25 protein-coding genes and 1 tRNA gene are annotated in these 23,887 nt (G+C 58.0%); 9 read left to right on the top strand and 17 right to left on the bottom strand.

Going from position 1 to position 23,887, the window contains the following annotated elements:
- Nucleotides 1-56: 56 nt before the first annotated feature.
- Together NA78x_RS23855 and NA78x_RS23850 are read right to left on the bottom strand one after the other, a co-directional pair.
- Nucleotides 57-524, bottom strand: coding sequence for a DinB family protein (locus NA78x_RS23855; protein ID WP_425614891.1), 468 nt, complete (start codon nucleotides 522-524; stop codon nucleotides 57-59).
- 23 nt (nucleotides 525-547) lie between these two features.
- Complete coding sequence (locus NA78x_RS23850; protein ID WP_425614890.1) at nucleotides 548-994, bottom strand: Fur family transcriptional regulator; 447 nt, start codon at nucleotides 992-994, stop codon at nucleotides 548-550.
- A 1,404-nt stretch (nucleotides 995-2,398) separates the two neighbouring features.
- On the opposite strand from NA78x_RS23850, the gene NA78x_RS23845 reads away from it, so the two are divergent.
- On the top strand, nucleotides 2,399-3,220 hold the full coding sequence (locus NA78x_RS23845; RefSeq protein ID WP_425614889.1) for a hypothetical protein: 822 nt from the start codon (nucleotides 2,399-2,401) through the stop codon (nucleotides 3,218-3,220).
- Nucleotides 3,221-3,476: 256 nt separating this feature from the next.
- Nucleotides 3,477-3,929, top strand: coding sequence for an IS200/IS605 family transposase (gene tnpA, locus NA78x_RS23840; RefSeq protein ID WP_425614888.1), 453 nt, complete (start codon nucleotides 3,477-3,479; stop codon nucleotides 3,927-3,929).
- Between the two features lie 114 nt (nucleotides 3,930-4,043).
- On the opposite strand, the gene NA78x_RS23835 is transcribed toward tnpA, so the two are convergent.
- The 15 genes from NA78x_RS23835 to NA78x_RS23765 form a co-directional block, all read right to left on the bottom strand.
- On the bottom strand, nucleotides 4,044-4,538 hold the full coding sequence (locus NA78x_RS23835) for a hypothetical protein (RefSeq protein WP_425614887.1): 495 nt from the start codon (nucleotides 4,536-4,538) through the stop codon (nucleotides 4,044-4,046).
- 17 nt (nucleotides 4,539-4,555) lie between these two features.
- Nucleotides 4,556-4,843, bottom strand: a complete 288-nt coding sequence (locus tag NA78x_RS23830; RefSeq protein ID WP_425614886.1) for a hypothetical protein — start codon at nucleotides 4,841-4,843, stop codon at nucleotides 4,556-4,558.
- Nucleotides 4,844-4,896: 53 nt separating this feature from the next.
- Nucleotides 4,897-5,382, bottom strand: a complete 486-nt coding sequence (locus NA78x_RS23825; protein WP_425614885.1) for a VOC family protein — start codon at nucleotides 5,380-5,382, stop codon at nucleotides 4,897-4,899.
- A gap of 173 nt (nucleotides 5,383-5,555) precedes the next feature.
- Nucleotides 5,556-5,966, bottom strand: a complete 411-nt coding sequence (locus tag NA78x_RS23820; protein ID WP_425614884.1) for a hypothetical protein — start codon at nucleotides 5,964-5,966, stop codon at nucleotides 5,556-5,558.
- A 249-nt stretch (nucleotides 5,967-6,215) separates the two neighbouring features.
- Nucleotides 6,216-6,599, bottom strand: coding sequence for a hypothetical protein (locus NA78x_RS23815; protein WP_425614883.1), 384 nt, complete (start codon nucleotides 6,597-6,599; stop codon nucleotides 6,216-6,218).
- Between the two features lie 508 nt (nucleotides 6,600-7,107).
- On the bottom strand, nucleotides 7,108-7,503 hold the full coding sequence (locus NA78x_RS23810; RefSeq protein ID WP_425614882.1) for a hypothetical protein: 396 nt from the start codon (nucleotides 7,501-7,503) through the stop codon (nucleotides 7,108-7,110).
- Nucleotides 7,504-7,533: 30 nt separating this feature from the next.
- Complete coding sequence (locus tag NA78x_RS23805) at nucleotides 7,534-8,169, bottom strand: putative metallopeptidase (protein WP_425614881.1); 636 nt, start codon at nucleotides 8,167-8,169, stop codon at nucleotides 7,534-7,536.
- Nucleotides 8,170-8,289: 120 nt separating this feature from the next.
- A complete protein-coding gene (locus NA78x_RS23800) occupies nucleotides 8,290-8,862 on the bottom strand; it encodes a bL17 family ribosomal protein (RefSeq protein ID WP_425614880.1) in 573 nt (190 codons plus the stop codon).
- A gap of 68 nt (nucleotides 8,863-8,930) precedes the next feature.
- Nucleotides 8,931-9,923, bottom strand: a complete 993-nt coding sequence (locus NA78x_RS23795; RefSeq protein WP_425619473.1) for a DNA-directed RNA polymerase subunit alpha — start codon at nucleotides 9,921-9,923, stop codon at nucleotides 8,931-8,933.
- Nucleotides 9,924-10,072: 149 nt separating this feature from the next.
- Complete coding sequence (gene rpsK / locus NA78x_RS23790) at nucleotides 10,073-10,453, bottom strand: 30S ribosomal protein S11 (protein ID WP_425614879.1); 381 nt, start codon at nucleotides 10,451-10,453, stop codon at nucleotides 10,073-10,075.
- 125 nt (nucleotides 10,454-10,578) lie between these two features.
- Nucleotides 10,579-10,962 carry a 30S ribosomal protein S13 gene (gene rpsM, locus NA78x_RS23785; RefSeq protein ID WP_425614878.1) on the bottom strand — a complete coding sequence of 128 codons (384 nt, stop codon included), beginning with the start codon at nucleotides 10,960-10,962 and terminating at the stop codon, nucleotides 10,579-10,581.
- Between the two features lie 69 nt (nucleotides 10,963-11,031).
- A complete protein-coding gene (gene rpmJ, locus NA78x_RS23780) occupies nucleotides 11,032-11,145 on the bottom strand; it encodes a 50S ribosomal protein L36 (protein WP_425614877.1) in 114 nt (37 codons plus the stop codon).
- A gap of 323 nt (nucleotides 11,146-11,468) precedes the next feature.
- Nucleotides 11,469-12,596, bottom strand: coding sequence for a tRNA guanosine(34) transglycosylase Tgt (tgt, locus tag NA78x_RS23775; protein WP_425614876.1), 1,128 nt, complete (start codon nucleotides 12,594-12,596; stop codon nucleotides 11,469-11,471).
- 155 nt (nucleotides 12,597-12,751) lie between these two features.
- Entirely contained in the window at nucleotides 12,752-14,077 is a 1,326-nt protein-coding gene (locus NA78x_RS23770) for a DNA-directed RNA polymerase subunit alpha C-terminal domain-containing protein (RefSeq protein WP_425614875.1), read from the bottom strand.
- Nucleotides 14,078-14,159: 82 nt separating this feature from the next.
- Nucleotides 14,160-14,233, bottom strand: a tRNA-Thr gene (locus NA78x_RS23765).
- A gap of 254 nt (nucleotides 14,234-14,487) precedes the next feature.
- On the opposite strand from NA78x_RS23765, the gene arfB reads away from it, so the two are divergent.
- From arfB to NA78x_RS23730, 7 genes are all read left to right on the top strand, one after another.
- Entirely contained in the window at nucleotides 14,488-14,907 is a 420-nt protein-coding gene (gene arfB, locus NA78x_RS23760; RefSeq protein WP_425614874.1) for an alternative ribosome rescue aminoacyl-tRNA hydrolase ArfB, read from the top strand.
- A 16-nt stretch (nucleotides 14,908-14,923) separates the two neighbouring features.
- A complete protein-coding gene (locus NA78x_RS23755) occupies nucleotides 14,924-15,826 on the top strand; it encodes a polyphosphate kinase 2 family protein (RefSeq protein WP_425614873.1) in 903 nt (300 codons plus the stop codon).
- A gap of 84 nt (nucleotides 15,827-15,910) precedes the next feature.
- A complete protein-coding gene (locus tag NA78x_RS23750; protein ID WP_425614872.1) occupies nucleotides 15,911-17,488 on the top strand; it encodes a DUF1549 domain-containing protein in 1,578 nt (525 codons plus the stop codon).
- Nucleotides 17,489-17,594: 106 nt separating this feature from the next.
- The gene (locus tag NA78x_RS23745; protein ID WP_425614871.1) at nucleotides 17,595-18,248 is read left to right on the top strand and encodes a phosphopantothenoylcysteine decarboxylase; all 654 of its coding nucleotides are present in this window, start codon (nucleotides 17,595-17,597) and stop codon (nucleotides 18,246-18,248) included.
- A 337-nt stretch (nucleotides 18,249-18,585) separates the two neighbouring features.
- Complete coding sequence (locus NA78x_RS23740; RefSeq protein ID WP_425614870.1) at nucleotides 18,586-20,106, top strand: circularly permuted type 2 ATP-grasp protein; 1,521 nt, start codon at nucleotides 18,586-18,588, stop codon at nucleotides 20,104-20,106.
- A 74-nt stretch (nucleotides 20,107-20,180) separates the two neighbouring features.
- Nucleotides 20,181-21,155 carry an alpha-E domain-containing protein gene (locus tag NA78x_RS23735; protein WP_425614869.1) on the top strand — a complete coding sequence of 325 codons (975 nt, stop codon included), beginning with the start codon at nucleotides 20,181-20,183 and terminating at the stop codon, nucleotides 21,153-21,155.
- Nucleotides 21,156-21,312: 157 nt separating this feature from the next.
- A complete protein-coding gene (locus tag NA78x_RS23730) occupies nucleotides 21,313-23,877 on the top strand; it encodes a circularly permuted type 2 ATP-grasp protein (RefSeq protein ID WP_425614868.1) in 2,565 nt (854 codons plus the stop codon).
- The last annotated feature ends 10 nt before the right edge of the window (nucleotides 23,878-23,887 follow it).

Raw genomic sequence — 23,887 nt, 5'->3', positions numbered from 1 at the left:
CAATTTGACAGGGGGAGAGACCCCGCCGATCGTACGGGCCGCACAACCGGTGCCCGTCACACTCCCAGGGCCCGACGCTTTTCCAGGATGAAAGGCAGGTGATGCGGCAAGTGATTCGTCACGTAGCCCAACACTCGCTCCAACGTCAGCGGACCAATTTCGCTATGCACGCCCGTTCGCTGGAAAGCCGAAGCAGGCAGCGTCTTCAAGATCTTCACCATCTGCCCGCGGCAAGCTTCGATGAGCTGCAATTCTTCCTCAATGTCCCGCTCGTGATAAGCCAAATGCTGGGCGAACAGATTCTCGTCGCCGCTGGGTAGCGGTGGATTCTCGGTGGCAATGATTCGCTTCGCCCGATCGGCAAAAATTGGCTCAAAATCGGCGAGATGCGCCACCACTTCCAGCACGCTCCACTTGCCGGCAATCGGCCGGGCAAGCAATTGCTCGCGCGTAATCCCCGCCACCGCAGACCGCAATTGAGCGGGTCCGGCCTGGTACTTTTCGATCAATTCCGCCGTCGACATTCCATCACCTTCGTTGAGCGAACCTACTTACACTCCGTGCAATGACCCTTCAGGAAGATCTCGGTGACGTCTCCCATGGTGCCCGCTTTTTTGCCGGCCGTGGGGACAATCTTCACCTCGACCTCGGGCAAGCAGGTCACCTTGCCACAATCGAGACACATGAAGTGAGGGTGTTGCCCGTCTTCATGTTCGGCCCCTCTTTTTAATTCGAATCGCCAAGCGTGATCGCCCGCATCCAATCGGCTGAGCAGGTTCGAGTCGGCCAGTTCGACCAGGCACCGGTATAAGGTGGACTTATCGAAGCCTTGAGGCACCAGCGCGTCGGACACTTCCGCATGGCTGAGGGGCTTGTTGAAATTTGCCAGGTACTGCAGCACCGCCAGCCGGGACGCGGTGCTCCGTAGGTCCGCCGCGCGCAACATGTCGCGCGCCTCTTGTACGGAAAGTCCCCCAGCCACTTCTTTGCCCATGCTACCGCCCAGGATTCTCAGCCAATAGTTTGCCGCAACCAATTCGGGTACCCGCAATCGGCCCCTGCCACTTCTGCCGTGAATTCTATCATCCCCGCCAGTCGTTGTCGCGGGACAGTTTTGCCACCTCCACCCCAATGGTGCCCTGCTCGCTTCTCGTTGAACCCTCGCCTGAACAGCCCCTGAACAGCCCCTTTTGATAACCATTTGGTGAGTTTTTTCGCAAAGCTCAAGGGAGCCGAATCTCACTTTGCGAGACATCTTCCCGCCCTGCTTCCCCGCCACTTGATAACCGTTTCGACGCCAAGTTTGCCCGTTCGTTTGATAACTTTTTTGGGCAGATTTTTCAAAAACCGGCCTGTTCGCAAATCGACTATTGTCAACTAGTTGTGAAAATTTATAACGCATTTATGTCGTTATTTTGCCGCCAACCTGATAACCACTTATTACCTTGAACAGGCCCCTTCGTCGCCACACATCAACCACCGCTGACGCATCGCCCGCGACCCAACGCTTCTTTCGCTAAGGGAAACCAACAATCCATTCGGCGAATCACAATCCGCGCCTGGTGATAACCGTTTGATAACCCGCTCGCACACGCTGAACAGTCCACCTTCGGGTGGTACTGCACACCACCTGCGCACCACTTGCTACCGAATTTTCAAAGATCTTTCGCGCACTATTATTCGCGCGGCGCATGACTAGTCTGGTCCGACCGCGTTAATTTCACTCGCCGCCTCTTCGGGCACGGCAGATGCATTAGGTAGCATTGGCCTGCCGCGACTGCCAACGCGACTGCCAACGCGACAGGGATCGTGAACAGGATTGACAGCATGTCAGGCCGCTCGTCACGAGAACTTAATTTGCCTGGCGGCCGATTTTCCTTCGCTGCGGCATACGAATTCTCGTGAAAGTGCCCCTGATCGAAGTGAACTGCTGTGGTAAAATGCCCGATAACAACAGTGCGAGTGAGGAACCGTGGTGGTCAGCTGCGGAACCAACAACTCGAACTCGCCGCCGACCTGGTCGGCAGCAGTAACGTACAATTGGTAAACAGCCTTTGGTGTGCATTCTGACCGAGGGACCTATTAATACGGGATGGCTCGAGTCACCAAGGTGCAAGTGCAGTAGCACGCCCGACTCCGCCAATCTCCCAGCGACTCCATCGCTGTCGAAATCCTCCAAAGGTTTGTTCTAAACACCGAGCCCCGCGCAACACGCGGGGCTCGGTCGTTTCTTGGCGGAAACCTCCCGGCCTGACTTCCGACTCCGGGCTCCTTGAGTCTGTACAATCCCGTGGTTGAAACGGGCACTGGCGAAGCCGGTGGATTTGGCAAGAGCGTGCAGGGTGGAGCATACTCGTAGCTGCCGAGAATGGACCTTCTTTCGTACGAGTTGAGAACCATGCGCCGTCGATCTTGTTGGATCTTGTCTGCCTGTTGGCTCGGGCTGATGTCGTTGGGCGCGGTCGCTCGGAGTCAGGAAACGCCGAGCATTCGTGCGCAGTTGAATCAAGCTGCCCTACGCGTGACCAATGGCAGGTCGTCAGCTTCGGCGTTTGTGCTGGCGAAGTCGAACGCAGCCGATGCTCCGCTGATGCTCATCACTTCCGCACACGTCTTCGAGAAAGCGGAAGGGGGCGAAATGGTCCTCACCTGGCGCAAGCGCGAAGCCGAGCAAGCATTCGCCAAGCTGGAAGTGCCACTACAGATTCGCCAGGGAGGCAAACCGCTCTGGACCAAACACGCCAAGGCCGACGTCGCCGTCTTGCCCTTGAGTGCGCCGGCCGAAGCGGTGCTGCCACGTTTGACCGTCGATCTGCTCGCGACGCGTGACGAACTGGCGCGGGTCGAGCCTGGTGATTTGGTCCGTTCGTTCAGCTTTCCTCATGCGTCGCTGTTCGATCCGACGACGGCCGCATTTCCCACAATCCGCTTGGGATGCATCACCGGCAATACCGTCGTTCCCAGCGCCAAGCAAAGCACCTTTCTCATCGACATGAATACGTTCGAAGGCGATAGTGGCGGCGCCGTCCTCTGGCAACCCGAAAGCAAAGAGCAACCGGCGAAGATCATCGGGCTGATTCAGGGCCAGCATTTCGTCAACTTCAAATACGACTTCCCGTATCAAACCGGCGAGTTCAAAAAGCAGATGGGGGTGGCCATCGTGATTCCTTCAATCACCATTCGCGAAACTATCGACCAGCTGTGGCCAGAATTGAGATAAGGCGGCGCTTCGCTAACAGGGCAATCGTCGTACGTCCCGTAGGCACGGCACAGTCGTAGTCGAACACGTGTCGCACATCGAGCTCAATCTCATGGGCACGCAACAGCCTCAAGAGTTCCGATTGGTGGCTCTCCCGCCTTTCGTCCCAACGGGACGCTGCATGTAGCCCCGGGTGCAACCCGTGGTAAAAATCAAAAACGACGCATCCGTCCCGAAGGGACGGTGGAGTTCCTGCCTCTCGTTTACGGAGAACTTTATGCCCGGTACCTACTCGCAAATCTTGTTGCATATCGTCTTCAGCACGAAGCAACGGCAGCGTTGGCTAGAGCCGGAGATCACGGAACGCCTCTATCCATACCTCGGTGGGATTGTTCGCGCCGAGAAAGGCGTGCTCTACGAAATCGGCGGGATCGAAGATCACGTGCACATGTATCCGCGCTGGAGAACCGACGAGGACATTTCAGCGTTGCTCCAACGCACGAAGTCTCGCTCGTCGGTGTGGATTCACGAGACGTTTCCGAAGCTGCAGGGGTTCGCCTGGCAGGAAGGTTACAGCGTGTTCAGCGTCAGTAAATCTCAGGAACCGGTGGTCAAGAACTACATCCAGCGGCAGGCCGAGCATCATCACCAAGAAGACTTCAAATCGGAACTCTTGAGACTCCTGCGTGCCCATGAGATTGAGTTCGATGAGGGATACGTGTTCGATTAGGCACAACTCCGCCGTCCCTTTGGGGACGGGTGCTTTTTTACCGAACCGAACCACGGGTTGCACCCGTGGCTACACACAGCGTCCCGACGGGACGAAAGGCGGGAGGTCGAATGTTTAGCCACACAACGACGGGACGCCTTCCCAGTGCAGTTGCGGCTGACGCGATACCGGCTCCATCACCAATTCGATTTCCTGCTCATCACCAAAGATTTTACTCGGTGGACGCGATGTGAACACCGTCAGCCGATACCAGCCATCGGGAACCGGGAATTGCTGCGAGACGGGGCATTCAGCTGCCCATTCCATCAGGTCGTAGAGATCGCGGACGCAGACGAAGCCGGTGTGGACTTGCAGACTAAGCCGGAGCTTAAACTCCGCTGCCTGCACGCGGGCTTCATCAGGCTGGCCGACCGAGATTCGCAGGCAGAATGAACCTGAAGATCCGGTTCCGAAAGCGGTCAATTGGCCGCCCATTACGTGGCGCGCCACGTCGGCCGGTTCCATAAATTGCTCGCTCAAATAGTCTGTGCCCTCATGGATATGAGCGACCGCTGGGGCCGAGTACAAGATCAGGCCGAGGGCCTGAATGTTGAGGACAGAATCGAACATGTGTTGAGTGCCTCTGCCTACTGCAATTGCTGACGGATGGCTTGCCACTCTGCCCAGATATTGTCTGGATCGATGCGTGGGACGGGGACTTGAGCATCGAGCGACGCGTAGAACTTCTGTGCCTGAGATATCGGCATGAAAATGCACTTCGCGCTGTCGCGGACTTGAAGCACTTCTTGCTCAGTCAGCGGCGATCCCTTTTGACGCTCGCGGCCTGCGAGCAGCATGACGAGCGGGTTGAGAAACACCGCGACCTTAGGCTCGTCGGCAACCGGAAAGAAACGCTTCTTAAGCCAGCCAAGCATCAGCACCTCCAACCCGTTGATTGCCACCGCCCTGTGACGTTTCGTGGACCATTTCACCCTCGCCGGGCGGCTTCGATGGCGGCGATGTCGATCTTGCGCATGGTCATCATGGCTGCGAATGCCCGCTGGGCGACGGCGGGGTCGGGATCGATGATCGCTTGGGTAAGAGCGATCGGCGTAATCTGCCAGGATAATCCCCATTTGTCGCGGCACCAGCCGCAGGCACTCTCCTCGCCGCCGTTGTCGATGATCGCGTTCCAGTAGCGATCGGTTTCGGCCTGGTCGGCGGTGGCGACCTGGAACGAAAAAGCTTCGCTATGCTTGAACGCCGGTCCGCCATTGAGCCCCAGGCAGGGAATTCCCAGCACCGTAAACTCGACCGTCAACACATCGCCCTTCTTGCCGGACGGAAAATCGCCCGGCGCGAGATGCACCGCGCTCACCGCCGAGTCGGGAAAGGTCTCGGCATAAAACTTCGCTGCTTCCTCGGCACCCCCGTCGTACCACAGGCAAATCGTGTTCTTCGCTGGCTGGTTCATGTTGATTCTCCGTTCGTGATGAGACACCGACGTTGTGCCAGTGCCAACTCATGACTATCGGGTAGTCGTACGGCAAACAGGAAAATCGACATCCTGGCCCACAAAATTCCCTTTCGCTGGTGGTCGATCGCACCTAAGTGCCTGGATGTTTTGCTACTCATGTGGGCTATATCTCAGTCAAAGTGGATCCACGGGTTCATCTCCGCGGGGGACAACCAATCCACTGCATGCCGTTCCTTGAGCAGGCGTTTCAGGTAACTCCAGTAGAGGTGAGACGTGTGACGGAACATGAAGTCCAACTGTCCCATGCCTTCCGCTTGGAGCTTTGCGCGCTCAGCCGCAACAAACTCTTTAATCAGCCGGTTCGCCTCTTCAGTCGCTTGCTCGAACGCGGTGGCGAACACCGGATCGACCTCGATCGGATCGCGAAGGTACTTCGCGCCCTCCTGGGTGCGAACAGCGAGCAGTAACTTCTGCCGCATGGAGGGCGAAGTGTCTCGAAGTAGCGTACGGCAGTACAAGAGCGGCATCCCCGTCCAGCGACGAAGGCTGGCAATTTCGTCGATAGTGGGGGCGATGGACATGCTCGTTAACTACACATTCTTTGGAGCACTAAAGAATGGCAAGGTAAGACCGTCGTGATTGCTGTTGAAGGATACGAAGCGGGCCTAGTTCAGAAACGACAACTGCTCGAGAGTTGAATGCTCCAGTTCAAGCCATGCTGAGCCGCGAACTTCCGCGAAGTCGGATTCTAGATCGTCGAACCGCTGGGCAGTCAGGGCCAGAGCCTCGCCCGATGCGTTGAGCGACTAGATCGCTGAACGGAGTGTGAATCAATGGCTTGGTGCCGGGGCCATGCGCCAAACTGGTACCCCTTGTACCGTAAACTCGATAATTAAATCATCCTTGCAATGACCTCCAACCCGACTCGAAAAATCGATGGTGCGATGCTTCGATTCTCCTGCAGCATTCATCCAGGTAACGTCGACTGACGTGCAATTGGAGCCGAAGCTGTCGCTGATCCATCCTCCGCCAGACTCCGTGATAGGCCACGTTTTCTCCTGGCCACGCGCAGCGAGCGTGATATTTTGAATCGCGTCTTTGCTGCTGTTGATGACGATGTAACGTCCAAAAAATCCGCTGCTGGGGCAGCCAACGGTCACAACAAGAACACACAAAACGAGCAGCACGAACGGCAGTCGTTGTCGGGGCATCATCACATTCCATCCAACAAGTGTGATTACTTTCAAAAGCTTGCCTTTGCGTTACAGGTCGTTTGGTTGCGGCTCAACGCGGTACTCGCCGGCGATACACTCAAAGAAGCAGTGATTAAGCCCGAAAGCGAAATGCCTGAGCGACTGTGCATTTTTGGGAAGCGATTGAAGCCATGCTGAGTTGCGTATCTCGGCGAAGTCAGATTCTAGATTGTCTAACCCAGGATAGCATCGTTCATGTTCTTCGGTGGCAACAAATTGCACTGAATAGCAATTCGTAAACACGACTCTGATATCCCGCGCGCCCCCAATTGCCCGTGTCGAAGAAAAATAGGTGACCGTGGTTTCGCCCTCACGAATGTCAACGTCGAGCCGATTGTCGCCGTCAGGACTCGGCAGGTATTCGAGCGGGATTGCGATGAGGTGACATGGTTGCATTGAGTGTCCACTGCTGAAAACGTTAAAGGCTTGGCCAGCTCGTTGCCGGCAAAGCCAGTGGCACGGCATCTGTCTACGCCTTAGCCGTGCCTCGAAGAACGGCAGCATATCCACCTTCGTCGGGCGAATAAGATCGGTAAGCGTTCTGACCACTGAACGATTGCACCCAAAGCCTCCCACACTTTTCACACTCGGCTACCGAACGCCCGTACTCTTGCTCGCAATGTGCCCGAATGTCGCTGATAATGGCGCTGTCTGCCAAGTCCAGTGGATAGCCAGGTAGAAAGAAATGGAGAACCCACTCCTCGCGACGGCCGTCGCGAATGGCGGAGAGGAAGGCTTCAACTGCCGTGGTGAACTTTTCCTGTGCCGCATTATCGTCTTGCTGGGGAAAAAGCCATGCCTCTGTCGGGCACGGCACGACAACGTCGGAGATGATGTTACCGCATCGGCAGAGAAGTTTGCTCATTGAAATGAGGCCTCGCACGCTCGGCCAACCCTACTTGTTCACTGGAATCAGTCTCGGCCGTGAAACCCGCTGGCCGGTGACGCGGCCCCAGCGGGCATGCAGTTGGTTGAAGTCGAGCTTGAGAAAGCTCCAGAGGGCTTCGGGCGGGCGCTGGGCGAGCCAGGCGTCGACGAGTGTGCCCATGTGCTCGTCGTACTTGGCTTGTGAGCCGGTGTGGGCGTAGCAGCGGCCTTCGTGGCGGCGTATGTCGCCGTCGAACTTCGGGCTGATGTGCCACAGCTCGTGAAAGATCGTGATCAGCTTTTCGCGCAGGTCGAGATCTTGAAAGCGCGGCAAGTAGAACGTGAGGATGTAAAGCAGCTCGTTGCCGGCCGAGTCGTGCAGCCGTTGCACGGTGTACGGGCGACCGCGGCGTTTCGTCGTCAGGCTGCCATCTTTGAACCGCAGCGGTGTGAGCGAGGCATAGATGCCGTAGTTCACCCGCTTGCGAGCCTGGGCAAAGACGGTGGCGATCTTGGAGAAGTCGACGTGGCTCAGAGAGGGAGTGCGGGCGACCATGTCTTGGCCGAGGAGCCGCATCGCGAGGCAGAAATCGAACGGCGGCAGAGGGGCTGCATCAGGAAGCAGCCAGCGAGTTTGATTCGCCTGCTTGGAAAGAGGAGCCATCCCTGCTCTCCAACGAGATTCCTTTTGAGGACCATCCGGCAAGCATTGATCGGCAGACCAGGAGGTCTGCCGCCAAGCGGAACAATCGCAAGTTCGCGTGTTCCGACCTACTTTGGTTGACTACGAAGCAGCTTCGTCGAAGGCTGGCTTCTGGCTCTTCATCACCTTGCGGTCGCGAATGCCGGTGAACTCGAGAATGCCGCGGATACCGGCATCGCCGAGGCGAGGCTTGGCCAAACGGAGGACGCGGGTGTAACCACCATCGCGGTCTTTGAAGCGAGGAGCCACGGTGCTGAACAGCAAGCGGACGGCCTGCTTGTCACCGAGCATTTGGATGCAGCGGCGGCGAGCATTGACGACCGGAGCCATGGCAGCGGCCCACTTTTGCCACTTGTCGCTCTTGCGCCAGGTCTTCCAGGCTTCGCTCTGACGTTCGGCCGTGGTGGCGAACTCAGCGGCAGCTTCCTGCTTGATGAGGGCTCGCTTGGCGATCGTGATGGTCTTTTCGACCAGCGAGCGCACTTCCTTGGCCTTGTGCAGAGTCGTCACAATGCGACCCTTGACCTTGGGGGCGTTCTCTTCACCCTCGGCATCACGCTCGGTCAAAAAGATCGCGCTGGCCAGGTTCTTGAGCATGGCTTTGCGATGGCTGGGGGAGCGGCCGAGAACGCGGCTTCGTCGACGATGTCGCATGGCATTAAACCGTTATGCAAAAACTGACTTTGAATCCAATTCAAAACTGCAGAGACTGACTACTCGCGTTAGCGGGCAGCAGTGGCTGGTGGCACTCGCATGCCGAGGTACATACCCAGATCGTGCAGCTTTTCTTTAACTTCGTGCAGGGTGGTCTCGCCGAAGTTGCGAACTTCGAGCAATTGATCTTCGGTCTTTTGAACCAGATCGCGGACCGTGTGGATGTTTTCCGATTCCAGGCAATTCATGGCCCGAACCGACAACTTCATTTCGGCCAGGCTCATGCCGAGCTTGGTTTCGAGAGCACCGTCGCCACCCGGGGCACCGCCACGAGGAGCAGCGTGTACCTTGGGGCCCAGTTCGGCGTACTGCACAAACGGGTTCAAGTGCTTGCGGAGGATCTTGGCCGCTTCGACCAGAGCCATCTCTGGGTGAATGGCACCGTTGGTCCAAATCTCGAGATTCATGCGGTCGAAGTTGGTCTTTTGACCGACGCGCGTCTCTTCGATTTCGTAGCGAACGCGAACGATCGGGCTGAAGATGGCATCGACGGGGATGATGCCGATTTCGTGATCGCCGGTGCTGTGTTCGGTCGACGGAATGTAGCCACGGCCGTTTTCGACGACCATTTCCATCATGAACGGCACGTTGTCGGTCAGCGTGCAGAGGACGTGATCTTTGTTGATGATCTCGACGTCGGAATCGGTCTGCACATCGGCGCCGGTGATGACGCCAGCGGTGTTCTTTTCGATGGTGATGACGCGGGTCGAATCACTGTGATTCTTGACGACCAGGGCCTTCACATTCAGCACGATATCGGTCACGTCTTCGAGCACACCAGGAATGGTGGTGAATTCGTGCTGAGCGCCGCGAATCTTGATTTGGGTAACGGCGGAACCTTCCAAGCTGGAAAGGAGCACGCGCCGGATGCTGTTGCCAACCGTGGTGCCGAAGCCGCGCTCGAAGGGCTCGGCCACGAACTTGCCGTAGGTCGACGAAAGTGTCGAAGCGTCGCAATTGACCAAGCTGGGCAATTCCAAACCGCGCCACCGAACGTGCATCGCTGCTTTGCCTTGCATTCTCTATTCCCCTGAACCGCGAACCGAACCTGAAACCGAATTGCCTCCTGCACCAGCGCACTCATCATGCTCCGCATGATGTTGTCCCTCTCGCCTGGCGAGAGGACGACACTGCAACTTGGCTGACCAACCTAGACGCGACGGCGCTTCGGCGGGCGGCAACCATTGTGTGGAATTGGCGTGCAATCTTCGATGGTCTTCACCGTCATGCCGGCCGTCTGCAGAGCGGTGATCGCGCTTTCGCGGCCCGAACCCGGACCCTTGACGCGAACTTCCAACTCTTTCACACCGTACTTCGAGGCCTTTTCGGCAGCCTGTTGACCGGCACATTGGCCAGCGAACGGCGTGCTCTTACGGCTTCCCTTGAAGCCGCTCGTGCCGGCGCTTGCCCAGCACAAGGTGTCACCCTTCGTGTCCGTAATGGTCACGGTGGTGTTGTTGAACGTGGCTCGCACATGGGCGATGGCCACGGTGACATTGCGACGAACTTTTTTCTTCTTGACCTTCGACACCGCTTGCTCCTAACCCGTAGGCCGGTAACAAGCGGTACTCCGCGATGTTCCGGCAAATTTGCAGTTTGATGCTATGTTCGATTCATGCCGGAACTGTGCTGAATGCAGCATGTTCCAGCCTACTACTAGCGGAGATCCTTCACGCCCTTCTTGCCGGCGACCGTCTTCTTCGGTCCCTTGCGGGTGCGTGCATTGGTCTTGGTGCGCTGGCCGCGAACTGGCAGGCCGAGACCGTGCCGAATACCGCGATAGCAGCGGACATGCCGCAATCGGCCGATGTTCTGCTGCAACTGACGACGCAGCGGTCCTTCGACCGTGTAGTCGCGTTCCAGCAACGTGGCCAGACGGGCAACTTCTTCTTCCGTCAGTTCGCGAGCGTGCTTTTGCTGATTGATGCCAGCTTTGTGGCACAATTCACGCGCGATCTGATCGCCCACCCCGTACAAATAACGGAGGGAGATGAATACGGGTTTGTCGTTGGGAATGTCGACACCGAGCAGACGTGGCATAGCCTTCGGTTCCTAATAATGCCGCTACAAATCGGATGCTATAGCGCGTAGTGGTGAACGGTACTGTGGTTAACCCTGGCGCTGCTTGTGCCGGGCATTCGTGCAAACAACGTAAACGCGGCCCTTGCGGCGCACGACCTTGCAGTTATCGCAAATCTTTTTGACGCTTGCTCTTACCTTCATGTCCAACTCTCCAAGATTCGGCTGAAGCAGGGTAGTATATCGCTATCACCGGCCTAGTCACAAGGGCCTTTCAAAAATTTCCGCTCTATCCCAGCCGAAGGAGCCGTTTTCGGCATGCGACTCGCCAAACGTGAGCCGAAAAATGCTGTTGGTACGCATCGTTTCCTCCGGTCCGATTTTCCGTATTCACAAACCGGCCGGGTTTGCGAATGGTAGCTGCCGTATCTTTCGGGTTTCACGCACAAACGTGCCCACAAAGCCCCGGGGTTTGTGAACACCACCCACTTTAGCGGGCTGCTGCTTTCGCCTGACTTTTTCTGGCATCAGCTGGCCAGATCGGGCGCCTTCTGCCAGGCCGCCAGCCTGGAATCGCAGTACTCCACAAACCGGTCCTCTTCGATGGCTGTTCTCGCGCCGGCCAGCAGTCGCTGGTAATAGGTCAGGTTGTGGGCCGAGAGGAGCATCGGGCCGAGCATCTCGTCGGCCATGAATAGGTGGCGGATGTAGCCACGGCTGTGCTTGCAGCAAGGACACGGGCACCCTTCTTCGACGGGCTGATTGTCGAGCTGATGCTTGAGGTTCCGCAGTTTGAGGGGCCCCTTGTCGGTGAAGCCGGTGGCGTTGCGGCCGTTGCGAGTCGGCAGCACGCAGTCGAACAGGTCGATGCCGCGCCGGACAGCATTGAGCAGATCTTGCGGCGTACCGACGCCCATCAAGTAGCGAGGCTTGTTCACCGGCATCGCAGGGCAAACCTCGTCGAGCACGGCGTACATCTCGGCCGGCGTTTCGCCCACACTCAGGCCGCCCACGGCATAGCCCGGAAAATCGAGCTTCGCCAGTTCTTCCGCGCACCAGACTCGCATCTTGGGATTCAGCCCACCCTGCACAATCGCGAACTGTGCCTGCTGAGGCCTCTTCGCCGCAGCCTGGCAACGGGCGGCCCAGCGAATGGTTCGTTCGCACGCTTCGCGAATCGCCTCATCCTTTGCCGGCAGGGCAATCACGTGATCGAGGACCATCGCCACGTCGCTGCCGAGATCTTCCTGAATCTGAATCGCTCGCTCGGGTGAAAGCTCCAGCAGGCTGCCGTCAATGTGCGACCGGAAGATCGCCGACTGCTCGGTGATCTTCGTCATCTGTGCCAAGCTGAACAATTGAAAGCCGCCGCTATCGGTCAGGATCGGACCATCCCACTTCATGAAGCCGTGCAGCCCGCCCAGCTCCTTCACCACCTTCTCGGTCGGCCGCAATGCCAGGTGATAGGTATTACTGAGCACCATTTGCGCCTTGGTGTCGGCCACCATATCAATGGTCAGGCCCTTTACGGTTCCTTGCGTACCGACCGGCATGAACGCCGGCATTTCGACCGGACCATGCGGCGTATGAAAGCTGCTGCGACGTGCCGCGCAGTGAGCGTCGGTATGCTTCAGATCAAACGAGAATGCGCTCATAAATATCCGACGATTTCGTGCTTGTCGTTAGCCGGCAACAATCGCCATTCCGCGCTGTTTCGGCCTACGTGTGAGCCAATAAAAAAGGGCCGAATGATCGGCCCTTCGTACAACAGTTGAATACCCTCGCTGACGCGTCGGGCAACGTCGAGAGACTAGTCCCCACGCAACTTGATGTTCATGAGCGTCAGCTTTTCGCGAACTTCGTTCAAGCTGGTCACACCGAAGTTCTTGCATTCCAGCAGATCGTCGGCGGTCTTGCGAACGAGCTCGGCGATCAGGGTCAGACCCAGGCGAGCCATGCACTTGCGGGCCCGAACCGACAGGTTGAGTTCCGAGATCGGCCGTTCGAGCAAAGCTTGCTCGTCGGGCGACATGCTCGACATGTCCATGACCGGCTCAGGTGCGGCTTTCTCGGCAGCGAACTGACCGAGTTCCAAGCCCTTGCTGTGCAGCATGTCGCGGATTTCGACGAGCGAGGTCTCGCCAAAATTCTTGCTGGCGAGCAGTTCTGCTTCCGAAATGCGAGTGAGGTCGCCGAGTGTGCGAACGCCCATCTTTTGCAAGCAATTGCGGCTGCGAACCGACAGTTCGAAATCGGTGACTGGCACGTTGAGCACGGCGGCCAGGCGATCTTGCCGGCGCTGGGCTTCTTCGTCCAGCATGACGTTGCCGGAAGCCGAAGCGTCCTTCACGTACAGGCGAGCACGCTGGTGATCGGGATACGCATCCAGAACCCGCTGATAACACATTTGAGCGCGATCGTACTGAGCGCGGTCTTCGTACAACAGGCCCAGATTGATCAACGCGCCCATGCTGGGCGGGAAGACCGAGACGGCCCGTTGATACAAGCCGAGAGCCGTTTCGTCGTTGCCGCGGCGATCGTTTTCGGTCGCGAGACCAAACAGAGCGCCCGGGTGACGACCATCGACTTCGACGGCCCGTTCGTACAAGCGGCAGACTTCGACCGGGTTGCCACACATGGCCGAGACGGTCGCGCCTCGTTGATACAGATATTCAGCGGTCTGCTCGATGGCACCCGACAAATGATCGAGGGTTTCGAGAGCCTTTTCGGGCTTCTTTTGATAACGCAGGGCTTCGGCCGTGGCGAGCGCACATTCGTCGGCATTGAAGCCAGCGACCTTGGCGGAGGCATAGCCCTTCATCGCTTCGCCGTAATCGCCCATCGCGAATTTTGACTTGCCCAGATAGAAGTGAGCCACCGCGCCGCCATCGGCGCTGCTCAGCGTTTCGATCGCGAGGCGAAATCGGCCGAGCAGGTAATAGCAAACGCCGAGTCGGACCTTCGAGGCGGGGGTACGATCTTCCCGCATCTCGAGCTCGCCCACCGCGTCGCGCAGGACGCCGTATTGCGAGTAGTCTTCGGCAATTGTCTGCTGAAGCTGGGCGATCTCACGCGGCCCAAATGAATTGTTGGAAAGTACAATGTCGCGAAAATCTACAGCTACCGCAGTCGTCATCTTGCCGCGACTCCTTTTGCCTGGCCGGACCTCTTGATCCAGCTGAAATACCAGAGCCAACCAGTGGGCGAATTGCTCGAAGAGCCAGCAATGGGAGTCGAACCCATAACCCCCGCATTACGAATGCGGTGCTCTGCCAATTGAAGCTATGCTGGCCGAATTCTTCCCAACTCCATTCCTGGCAACACATTACTGTGGCTTGCCAAGCGAAGTCCGACCGAGCGCATTCGCCGACTGGAAACCCTTAAACCTATAAGCCGTCACGGATTCCGTCAAGCCCTCGGAAGGACCTCGGCAATTCGTGCCAGCAGCGGGTCGTCGCAGCGTGGAAGTTTACATTATGATCTGCTGGCAGGCAGGCCACTTCACCCCAGAAATTACGATTCCGCCCGGCACCTCCTGGAATTGGCATGATTACCGTTAGCGCACGCATCACGATCCCCGAAAGCGAACTGCGGTTCACGTTCTCTCGCAGCGGCGGACCGGGCGGGCAGAACGTGAACAAGGTCAGCAGCAAAGCGACGATGCACTGGGATGTGGTGCAGTCTCCCAGCTTGCCCCCCGATGTAAAGCACCGGTTTCTCACCACCTACAAAAGCAAAATCACGACTCAGGGCGAGATCGTCATCGTCAGCCAAGAGACGCGGGACCAGCCCAAGAATATTCAGATCTGCCTGGATAAACTGCGGGCCATGATCCTCGAAGTACTAGTGCCGCCCAAGAAGCGTCGCGCGACCAAGCCGACCAAGGGCTCGAAGGTTCGCCGGCTGGATGCCAAAAAAGGTCGTTCCGAAACCAAGCAAAACCGCCGCCCCATCAAGGGCGATTAAGGCCGCAGCAATCACCATGGACCGCACCAAACTCATCGAAAAGTTTCGCGTCCACCCGGGCAAAAAGCTCCACTTGAAGGATCACGATCCCGAATGGGCCGGCGATAAAGACATTCCCGTCGAGAAGCGGAAGGAGTTCGCCAAGAACTCACTCACTCTGGATGTCAGCGAACTGGCCGAAGCGCAGGAGATGCTCTACGCCGACGATTCCTGGTCGGTGCTCGTCATTTTTCAAGCCATGGATGCGGCCGGCAAAGACAGCACCATCAAGCACGTCATGTCGGGAATTAACCCGCAAGGCTGCCAGGTCTATTCCTTTAAGCATCCTTCGTCGGAAGAACTCGACCACGACTTTTTGTGGCGTTGCAACAAAGCACTGCCCGAACGGGGCCGCATCGGCATCTTCAATCGCTCGTACTACGAAGAGGTGCTGATCGTCCGCGTACATCCGGAACTCATCGGCGCGCAGAGGATTCCTGGCGTAAAGCCGGACGAACCCTTGAAGAAGGAATTCTGGGAGCATCGCCTGGAAGACATCAACGCCTTCGAGCGACACTTGGCTCGCAATGGCACCGCGGTCGTAAAGTTCTTTTTGAATGTCTCGAAGAAAGAGCAACGGAAGCGATTCATTAAGCGAATCGAAGAGCCCGAAAAGCATTGGAAGTTCGCTGCGGGCGACCTGCACGAGCGATCGTACTGGGACGACTACATGCGGGCCTACGAAGAGGCCCTCTCGGCTACCAGCACCGAACATGCCCCTTGGTACGTTATTCCCGCCGATCACAAATGGGTGACGCGGGCCGCGGTCGCTGCGATTCTCAATGAAACCCTGCGTGGTCTCGGGCTGAAGTGGCCCTCGATCACGCCAGCCCAACAAGAGGCCATTGATCGAGCGCGCCAAGAATTAAAAGAAGAGTAGTTACGATAAATTCCCGCCCTCCAAGTTTGGCGATCCGCCGGCGAACAGCCTACAATCACAGGCATCTCTTCTGAGGGCGGATCGATGCTCAAGCAAGTTACTTGCAGTCTACTAATACCAACGGTCTGTCTTTGCGCGATCGTGTTCGGGACTATCTCGGCACTTGCCGGCGAACCGGAAGCGAACCTTGCTCGCGCGGCGATGGTCGCCAAGATCGATCAGCGAATCGACGAATCGCTGGCGAAAGCCAAGCTGGCGGCTGCTGACCAGGCAGACGATGCTGAGTTCTTAAGACGTGCCTACCTCGACCTGACCGGCACCATTCCACGCGTCGCCGAGGTGCGCAAGTTCCTCGCCGATGAGCGAGCCGACAAACGTGCCAAGCTCATCGACGAATTACTCGCCTCGCCAGCGCACGCGAATCATCTGGCCAATCTGTGGCGGTCGATCATGTTGCCCGGCGGTGTCAGCTTGGAGCAGATCACGAGTGTCGTGGGCGTGCAGAATTGGTTGCGGCAGCGTTTTGTCGAGAATCTGCGCTACGACAACCTAGTTTCGGAACTTCTCGTCGCGACCGCCGGCGATGATGCAGGGCCGGCGCTCTATTACACGTCGCTCAATCTGGCTCCGGAAAAACTTGCTTCGAGCACTGCTCGCATTTTTCTCGGCCTGCAAATCGAATGTGCGGAGTGCCACGATCATCCCACCGATCATTGGAAGCAGGCCGATTTTTGGGGCTATGCGTCGTTCTTTGCTCAGTTGCAGCGGCCCGAGAACAATGTCCCCGGCATGCAAGCGAGGCTGATCGATCTCGAAGCGGGCGAAGTGAAAATTCCCAACAGCGAGACCATTGTGCCGCCGAAATTCCCCAGCGGTCGTAAGCCGGCTACCGATGAACTGGGAACGCGGCGCGAGAAACTCGCCATCTGGATGGCTTCGCGCGACAATCCGTATCTGGCTCGCGCTGCCGCGAATCGTTGCTGGTCGATCCTGTTCGGCCGGGGGCTCGTTGAACCGGTCGATGACCTCGGTCCACACAATCCGCCGTCGCATCCCGAACTGCTTGATGAACTGACTCAGTACTTTATCGATACCGGCTTCGACCTGCGCGAAATGCTGCGGACCCTCGCACTGACAAAAACCTACCAGCGGACGAGTCGCTGGACGGCCAGCGAAGTGCCCCCCGAGATGTACGCCCACATGCCGGTCAAGTCACTCTCCGCTGAACAACTATACGATTCGCTCAATCGCGTCCTCGTCCGTCGCGGCCAAGGTGAAATACCCGGACTCAATCTGCGCAGCCCGCTGCTCGATCCTCAGCGACAACAGTTCCTCACCAAGATGCAAGGCCAAGGACGCTCGCCGCTTGAGTATCAGGCCGGTGTCCTGCAGGCACTCACACTCCTCAACGGCGATGACCTGACCGAAGCCACCACCGCCGAACGAAGTCCGCTGTTGCTCGCCCTCGATGCTCCGCTGTTCGACGAAGGCGAAAAGCTCGAAGCGATGTTCCTCGCAACCGTTACTCGCTTGCCCACCGCTGACGAGCGCACCCTGTTTCTGAAACACGTCGCCAGTCGTTCGCCCGGCGAAAAGAACAAAGCCTGGAGTGATTTGCTGTGGGCTGTCCTCAACACGGCCGAGTTTGCGACGAATCATTGACAAGTAGCCCGACGCGTGAGCGAGGGTGAAGCTAAAATGGATGTCGATTTGCACTTCTCCCTCGCTCACGCGTCGGGCTACTTCAGTCAATAGAACCCCTCCCTGCATGGCTCGCATCCTGATTACCTCCGGCCCCACGCGGCAGTATCTCGACCCGGTTCGCTATTTGACGAATGGCTCCAGTGGCCGCATGGGCAAAGCGCTCGCACAAGCCGCTTTGGATTTGGGGCACGAGGTGGTGATCATCAGCGGGCCGGTGAATGTGGAATATCCGGCTGCCGCGCGGGTGATTCCGATTATCTCGACGGAAGATCTGCTGGCAGCTGCGCGGCAGGAGTTTGCTCGCTGCGATGGAGTGATTGGAGCCGCAGCCCCGTGTGACTATCGGCCCATGCAGGTCGAAACGCACAAGATTGCGAAGAACGGCCAGCCCTTGTTGCTTCAGCTGGTGGAAACGCCGGACGTCATCGCCACGCTGGGGAGTGAAAAACGGTCCGATCAGTGGGTCGTGGGTTTCGCCCTCGAGACCGACGATGCCCGCTTCAAGGCGATTACTAAGCTGGAAAAGAAGCACTGTGACCTGATTGTGCTCAACGGTCCCACGGCGATGGATGCGGACGACAACGAGATTGAATTGCTCGATCGCGAGGGGCAAGTCATTTTGGCGGCCCGCGGGTCGAAAGACGAAGTTGCGAATCGCATTGTGCAAGTGATTCAGGACCAGCTAATCGCGCAATTCCAGCGACGCGCGCTGGAATAAGCCCCAGGCTCGTTCAGGGCGGCTGTTCTTGGGTTTTTCGTGCCCCGGCCTCCGGCCCAGCCGATAGTAACAAGGAGCACGATTGGCGAAGAACTGCCACCGGCGAGAACTTCACTCGCTGTGCGGGCCGGTTTTTGGTAATTGACTTTTTTCGTGAAAAGAGTCTTTCGCCGCTCGATCAGCCCTCAGGCGCTTGTCAGTTGGCATAACAGTTGCCAAATTGGGGAAACCTGTGCTTTGTGACTTCGCAACTAGCTACTTTGCCACTGATCTGGTCGGTAGCTGCCTAAAGGTTGGGCAGTCTCATCCTAACGCACGTCCCAGCGGAGGGTCGGTGATGGATTTTAGCGCGTACCAGACGGACGAATTCTACGACGAAATGTTCGAGGCCCCCGGTCGGCCGCGCGAACGTAGTCAGCATCTCGTCAGTCGTCTGCAGTCGCTGTCAGCGGGTGAGTTGCAACGGCGACAAAAATCGGCCGAGCTTGCCCTGCTCAATATGGGCATCACGTTCAATGTTTACGGCCACGAAGCGGGCACCGAAAAAGTGTGGCCCTTCGACCTGGTGCCGCGCATCATCGATGGCGGCGAATGGGACATGATCGAGCGCGGGCTCAAGCAGCGTATTACCGCGCTGAACATGTTCATCGACGACGTTTACAATGCGCAGCATTGCGTACGCGATAAAGTCGTCCCCGATTGGCTGATCGGTTCGGCCAAGAATCTGCTCGAACCTTGCCGCGGCATGACTCCGCCCAAGGGAATCTGGTGCCATATCACGGGCACCGATCTGGTTCGCGATACCAACGGCCAGATGTACGTCCTCGAAGACAACTTGCGTTGTCCGTCGGGCGTATCGTACGTGCTCGAAAATCGCGAAATCATGAAGCGGACTTTTCCGCAGGGCTTCGATGGTTTCTCGGTACTGCCGGTCGAAGACTATCCCGACCGCTTGCTCGACATGTTGCAGCACATCGCGCCGGAAGGAGTGAACGACCCCACGGTCGTCGTGCTCACCCCCGGCATCTACAACAGCGCCTATTTCGAGCATTGCTTCCTCGCCCAGCGCATGGGCGTGGAACTGGTGCAGGGTTCCGACCTGTGCGTGACGAATGGTCACGTCTTCATGCGGACCACCAAAGGTCTCGAACGCGTCGATGTGATCTATCGCCGCATTGACGACGAATTTCTCGACCCCAAAACCTTCCGAGCTGATTCAACGCTCGGCGTGCCGGGCTTGATGGACGTCTATCGCGCTGGACGCGTGGCTTTGGCCAATGCACCAGGTACCGGCGTGGCGGACGATAAGGCCGTGTATGCCTTTGTTCCCGAACTGATCAAGTACTTCCTCAAGGAAGACGTCATTCTGCCGAACGTGCCGACGTTTGTCTGCGGTGAAGACAAACAGCGTGAACACGTCATCGCCAATATCGACAAGCTGGTGATCAAACCAGCGAACGAATCGGGCGGATACGGCATTCTGCTCGGCCCCCGGGCGAGCAAGGCCGAACTGGAAAAGTACAAAGACCTGATCCGCGCCAATCCGCGCAACTACGTCGCTCAGCCGATGCTCGGCTTGTCGCGGGTCCCCACGATTGTGGAAGATCATTTTGAAGGCCGGCACGTTGATCTGCGGCCGTACATTTTGTACGGCAAGGATATCTTCGTGCTTCCCGGCGGGTTGACGCGGGTAGCCTTGCGCAAAGGCTCGCTCGTGGTAAATTCTTCGCAGGGTGGCGGCAGCAAAGATACCTGGGTGCTTCGCAATGGCTATTCTGGCGGACGCGTGGCTACCCAACGACAGTCGATGTCGAATGGCAATGGCTCGCAGTCGCAATCGCAATACCAGAGCAGCTAGGGCAGCAGCCCGTCACACGTCATACGCTTACCGAACTAATCAAGACTGGCAACGTCAGACAGGCATCTTGAGGAATGTTAAGCCGAGTCGCAGATTCGATTTTTTGGATGAGCCGGGCGATTGAACGCGCGCAGAACATCGCGCGCTTCATTAACGTCAATCTCAAGTTGTCACTCGAATTGGGTACCGCGGCCGACAGCCAGTGGGCACCGCTCATCTATACCAGTGGCGATCAGGAACGCTTTGCCGAACTCTATGGCGAGTTCACGCAGCGGAATGTGATCGATTTTCTGGCCTTCGACTCGAAGAACGACAATTCGATTGTCTCGTGCCTGCGGTTTGCCCGCGAAAACGCCCGCACCGTGCGTGAGATGATCAGCACCATGATGTGGGAGGAACTGAACAAGTTCTTCCTCAGCGTGCGAGCTGCCGCCAACGATCAATCGATTCTGGACTCCCCCTACGAGTTCTTCACCCAGGTGATTCTAGCCAGCCATCTGATGGAAGGAATCACCGACGCGACGATGTCGCACGACGAGCCCTGGCATTTTGCCCGCCTCGGCCGCCTGCTCGAACGGGCCGACAAGACTTCGCGAATTCTCGATGTGAAGTACTTCATCCTGCTCCCTAGCGTGGGTGATGTCGGTACCAACATCGATACCATTCAATGGGGCGCCCTGCTGGAGTCGGCAAGTGCGCTCGAGATGTACCGCAAGCGACACGGGCGGATCGCACCGGAATCGGTGGCCGATTTCCTTATTTTGGACCGCGAATTTCCCCGGGCGATGCATCACTGCCTGATCGAATCGGAAAAGTCCCTGAGTGCGATTGCCGGCGGCCGGGCCGATCGCGTGTACAATGTCGCGGAACAGAAGCTCGGTCGTTTGCGAGCCGATGTGAACTATTCGCTTATTCGTGAAATCATTGATGGCGGACTGCACGAGTTTATCGATGGTTTTCAGGTGAAATTGAACGAGGTGGGGGCGGCGATTCACGAGACGTTCTTTGCGGCACCACCGTCAACATTGGAAGTGGTTTCGTCGCAATGACCGCTAGCGGGACTATTCTGCCCTTGTCCCGCAGCTTCCCTCGCACTTATGCTGGCTGCAGTTTGCCGGCAGCTGTTCGGTATTCATCCGGAAGAGCGGCCGGCTGAATCATCCGAGTTTTCCGGTCACGCCTTTCGTTGACACCGCGCGAGAAACTATGTTGCCGGGAGTGGTTGCCAACGATTCGCAAACTGGTCGAGACCTGCTAAAGGGCTACCAGCCCTACCCGCACGTCCATGACGAGTTGCTGTCGCCCGAGGGCACTCTTCGGTCGCATTGGCAAAAGTTCATGCCGCTGCTCGGTCAGCTGGGGAGCAACGAAATTGCTCGCCGTTGGGAGCAGTCCCGGCGGGTGATTCGCGAAAACGGCGTCACCTACAATGTTCACGGCGACCCTGCAGGCCTTTCGCGCCCCTGGGAACTCGACGCCATTCCGCTGCTGTTGCCGGCCACCGATTGGAAAAAGATCTCGGAAGGGTTGATTCAGCGGGCTACCTTGCTGAACCTCGTGTTGGCCGATCTCTACGGCCCGCAGCGGTTGCTGGCCGAAGGACTGCTGCCGCCGGAACTCGTGTTTGCTCATCCGGGATTTTTGCGCCCCTGCAAAGACCTGCCCGTCCCGCGCAATCGCTACTTATATCTGTCGGCGGTGCATCTCACCCGCGATCGCTCGGGCGAATGGCTGGTCATTGCCGACCGCACCCGCGGACCAACCGGGGCCGGCTACGCGCTCGAAAATCGGCTCGTCATGTCGCGGATGCTCCCCGATGTGTTCCGCGATTGCCAGGTCGAACGGCTCGCCCGCTTCTTCGCCACCCTGCGAGAGACACTGCAAGCCGGCGCACGCAATCAAGAACAGCCTCGTACGGTTTTGCTCAGTCCTGGGCCGACGAGCCCGACCTATTTTGAAGACGCCTATCTCTCGCGTTACTTGGGATTCGCCCTGGTCGAGGGTGGCGATCTGACGGTCCGCGAGAATCAGGTCTATTTGAAAACGCTGGGCGGCTTGCTGCGAGTGGATGTCATCTTGCGCCGCGTGCGCGATGAGAACTGCGACGCGCTCGAACTGCGCGGCGATTCCATTCAAGGCGTGCCAGGCCTTACTCACGCGGCCCGCAGCGGCAATGTGTTGCTGGCAAATGCGCTCGGCTCCAGCGTGGTCGAAAGTGCCGCGCTCGTGCCGTTTTTGCCGACCCTGGCGAGATTCTTTTTGCGAGAAGAATTGAAGCTCCCTTCGGTGCGCACCTGGTGGTGCGGCGATGGCGAATCGCTGCAGTATGTGACCGAGAATTTCGACAAGCTGGTGGTGAAGCCCAGCTTTCCCATCGGGCGCGGTACGGCTGTTTCTGGCGCGATGCTCGCGCAGGATCAACGTCGCGAATGGCTCGAGCGAATCAAGGCTCGGCCACAAGATTACGTCGCGCAAGATCTGGTGACGGGATCGTCGGCGCCGATGTGGGCGGGCGGCAGCATGCGAGCCTGTCACGTGGCGGTGCGCACCTTCGCCGTTGCTTCAGGCGATGGCTACGAAGTGATGCCTGGCGGCCTCGCTCGCGTTTCGACGTCGTCCGACCCGCTGGCCGAATCAGCGCTGGGTGGCCAAGGGAGCAAAGACGTTTGGGTGCTGGCCGATGGCCCCGTGAACAATGTTTCGCTGCTCCATCCCGCTGGCACGCCCGTCTCGTTGCAACGTAGCGGCAACGATCTTCCCAGTCGCGTGGCCGATCACTTGTTCTGGCTGGGCCGGCATGTCGAACGGCTCGAAGGAACAGCCCGCGTCTTGCGCACGACGCTCACGCGGCTCACGAGTGAAACAACGACGATCGGCTCGCACAGCCTGGGGCCGTTGCTCAAGATGCTCGCCGATTTGATGGCCTTTCCGGCTCCGCTACGGCTGTCGATCACGTCGCCCGCGATGGTGCAAATCGAAACCGAGCTTGGCAAATGGATTTCCGATCCTGCCCGCAACAGCCTCACCAGCATGGCCAACACCATGCGCTCGGCGGCGACTGTCGTGCGCGATCGCCTTTCGCTCGATAGCTGGCGCATCTTGAATCGCCTGGGACAAGAGCTAACGAACCCCGGCCGCGAATCGGGAACACAGCTGGCCGATTCGCTGCCGATGCTCAACCGCCTGATTCTCGATCTGGCCGCCTTCAGCGGTATGGGTACTGAGAGCATGACTCGCGGTCCCGGTTGGCGGTTCCTCGATCTTGGTCGCCGACTCGAACGGTCGCTGCAAGCGATGACCGTTCTCAAGGTGGCCCTGGTCGAACCGCCCGCGGACGAAGATTCCCTGTTCGAAGCGTTGCTGGAAATTGCCGATAGCTCGATGACCTATCGCAATCGCTATCTCACCACGCTGCAGCTGCCGCCGCTGCTCGATTTGCTGCTGACAGATGAAACCAACCCGCGTTCGGTCGCGTTTCAAGCGGTGGCCCTGCAAGGTCATGTCGATTCGTTGCCTCATTCAAATCGTCAGTTGCTCCTCAGCACCGAGCAGCGCCTGGTGCTCGATACGTGCACGCAGTTGCGATTGGCCGATGTCTTTGCTTTGTCCAATCTCGATCGCCAGGGACGTCGCTCGGCGCTCGAACGGTTCTTGCAACGACATAGCGAACAGCTGCGCATGCTCTCGGACGAGATCAGCCGCAATTACTTGATCCATGCTGGACCATCGCGTCAGCTGAACGAAATTCGTCCTTCCGGCCGGGTTGTTTAAGCCCGCTCTC

This window comes from Anatilimnocola aquadivae (genome assembly GCF_049819085.1).
GTDB lineage: Bacteria > Planctomycetota > Planctomycetia > Pirellulales > Pirellulaceae > Anatilimnocola.
The sequence above is the reverse complement of the archived record's forward strand: the minus strand, read 5'-3'. Positions and strand labels throughout refer to the sequence as shown.

Bases quoted from the DNA above. Each gene is read 5' to 3' on its own strand.
- NA78x_RS23855 (WP_425614891.1), bottom strand. From the start codon at position 524: ATGTCGACGGCGGAATTGATCGAAAAGTACCAGGCCGGACCCGCTCAA.
- NA78x_RS23850 (WP_425614890.1), bottom strand. From the start codon at position 994: ATGGGCAAAGAAGTGGCTGGGGGACTTTCCGTACAAGAGGCGCGCGAC.
- NA78x_RS23845 (WP_425614889.1), top strand. From the start codon at position 2,399: ATGCGCCGTCGATCTTGTTGGATCTTGTCTGCCTGTTGGCTCGGGCTG.
- tnpA (WP_425614888.1), top strand. From the start codon at position 3,477: ATGCCCGGTACCTACTCGCAAATCTTGTTGCATATCGTCTTCAGCACG.
- NA78x_RS23835 (WP_425614887.1), bottom strand. From the start codon at position 4,538: ATGTTCGATTCTGTCCTCAACATTCAGGCCCTCGGCCTGATCTTGTAC.
- NA78x_RS23830 (WP_425614886.1), bottom strand. From the start codon at position 4,843: ATGCTTGGCTGGCTTAAGAAGCGTTTCTTTCCGGTTGCCGACGAGCCT.
- NA78x_RS23825 (WP_425614885.1), bottom strand. From the start codon at position 5,382: ATGAACCAGCCAGCGAAGAACACGATTTGCCTGTGGTACGACGGGGGT.
- NA78x_RS23820 (WP_425614884.1), bottom strand. From the start codon at position 5,966: ATGTCCATCGCCCCCACTATCGACGAAATTGCCAGCCTTCGTCGCTGG.
- NA78x_RS23815 (WP_425614883.1), bottom strand. From the start codon at position 6,599: ATGATGCCCCGACAACGACTGCCGTTCGTGCTGCTCGTTTTGTGTGTT.
- NA78x_RS23810 (WP_425614882.1), bottom strand. From the start codon at position 7,503: ATGAGCAAACTTCTCTGCCGATGCGGTAACATCATCTCCGACGTTGTC.
- NA78x_RS23805 (WP_425614881.1), bottom strand. From the start codon at position 8,169: ATGGCTCCTCTTTCCAAGCAGGCGAATCAAACTCGCTGGCTGCTTCCT.
- NA78x_RS23800 (WP_425614880.1), bottom strand. From the start codon at position 8,862: ATGCGACATCGTCGACGAAGCCGCGTTCTCGGCCGCTCCCCCAGCCAT.
- NA78x_RS23795 (WP_425619473.1), bottom strand. From the start codon at position 9,923: ATGCACGTTCGGTGGCGCGGTTTGGAATTGCCCAGCTTGGTCAATTGC.
- rpsM (WP_425614878.1), bottom strand. From the start codon at position 10,962: ATGCCACGTCTGCTCGGTGTCGACATTCCCAACGACAAACCCGTATTC.
- rpmJ (WP_425614877.1), bottom strand. From the start codon at position 11,145: ATGAAGGTAAGAGCAAGCGTCAAAAAGATTTGCGATAACTGCAAGGTC.
- tgt (WP_425614876.1), bottom strand. From the start codon at position 12,596: ATGAGCGCATTCTCGTTTGATCTGAAGCATACCGACGCTCACTGCGCG.
- NA78x_RS23770 (WP_425614875.1), bottom strand. From the start codon at position 14,077: ATGACGACTGCGGTAGCTGTAGATTTTCGCGACATTGTACTTTCCAAC.
- arfB (WP_425614874.1), top strand. From the start codon at position 14,488: ATGATTACCGTTAGCGCACGCATCACGATCCCCGAAAGCGAACTGCGG.
- NA78x_RS23755 (WP_425614873.1), top strand. From the start codon at position 14,924: ATGGACCGCACCAAACTCATCGAAAAGTTTCGCGTCCACCCGGGCAAA.
- NA78x_RS23750 (WP_425614872.1), top strand. From the start codon at position 15,911: ATGCTCAAGCAAGTTACTTGCAGTCTACTAATACCAACGGTCTGTCTT.
- NA78x_RS23745 (WP_425614871.1), top strand. From the start codon at position 17,595: ATGGCTCGCATCCTGATTACCTCCGGCCCCACGCGGCAGTATCTCGAC.
- NA78x_RS23740 (WP_425614870.1), top strand. From the start codon at position 18,586: ATGGATTTTAGCGCGTACCAGACGGACGAATTCTACGACGAAATGTTC.
- NA78x_RS23735 (WP_425614869.1), top strand. From the start codon at position 20,181: ATGTTAAGCCGAGTCGCAGATTCGATTTTTTGGATGAGCCGGGCGATT.
- NA78x_RS23730 (WP_425614868.1), top strand. From the start codon at position 21,313: ATGTTGCCGGGAGTGGTTGCCAACGATTCGCAAACTGGTCGAGACCTG.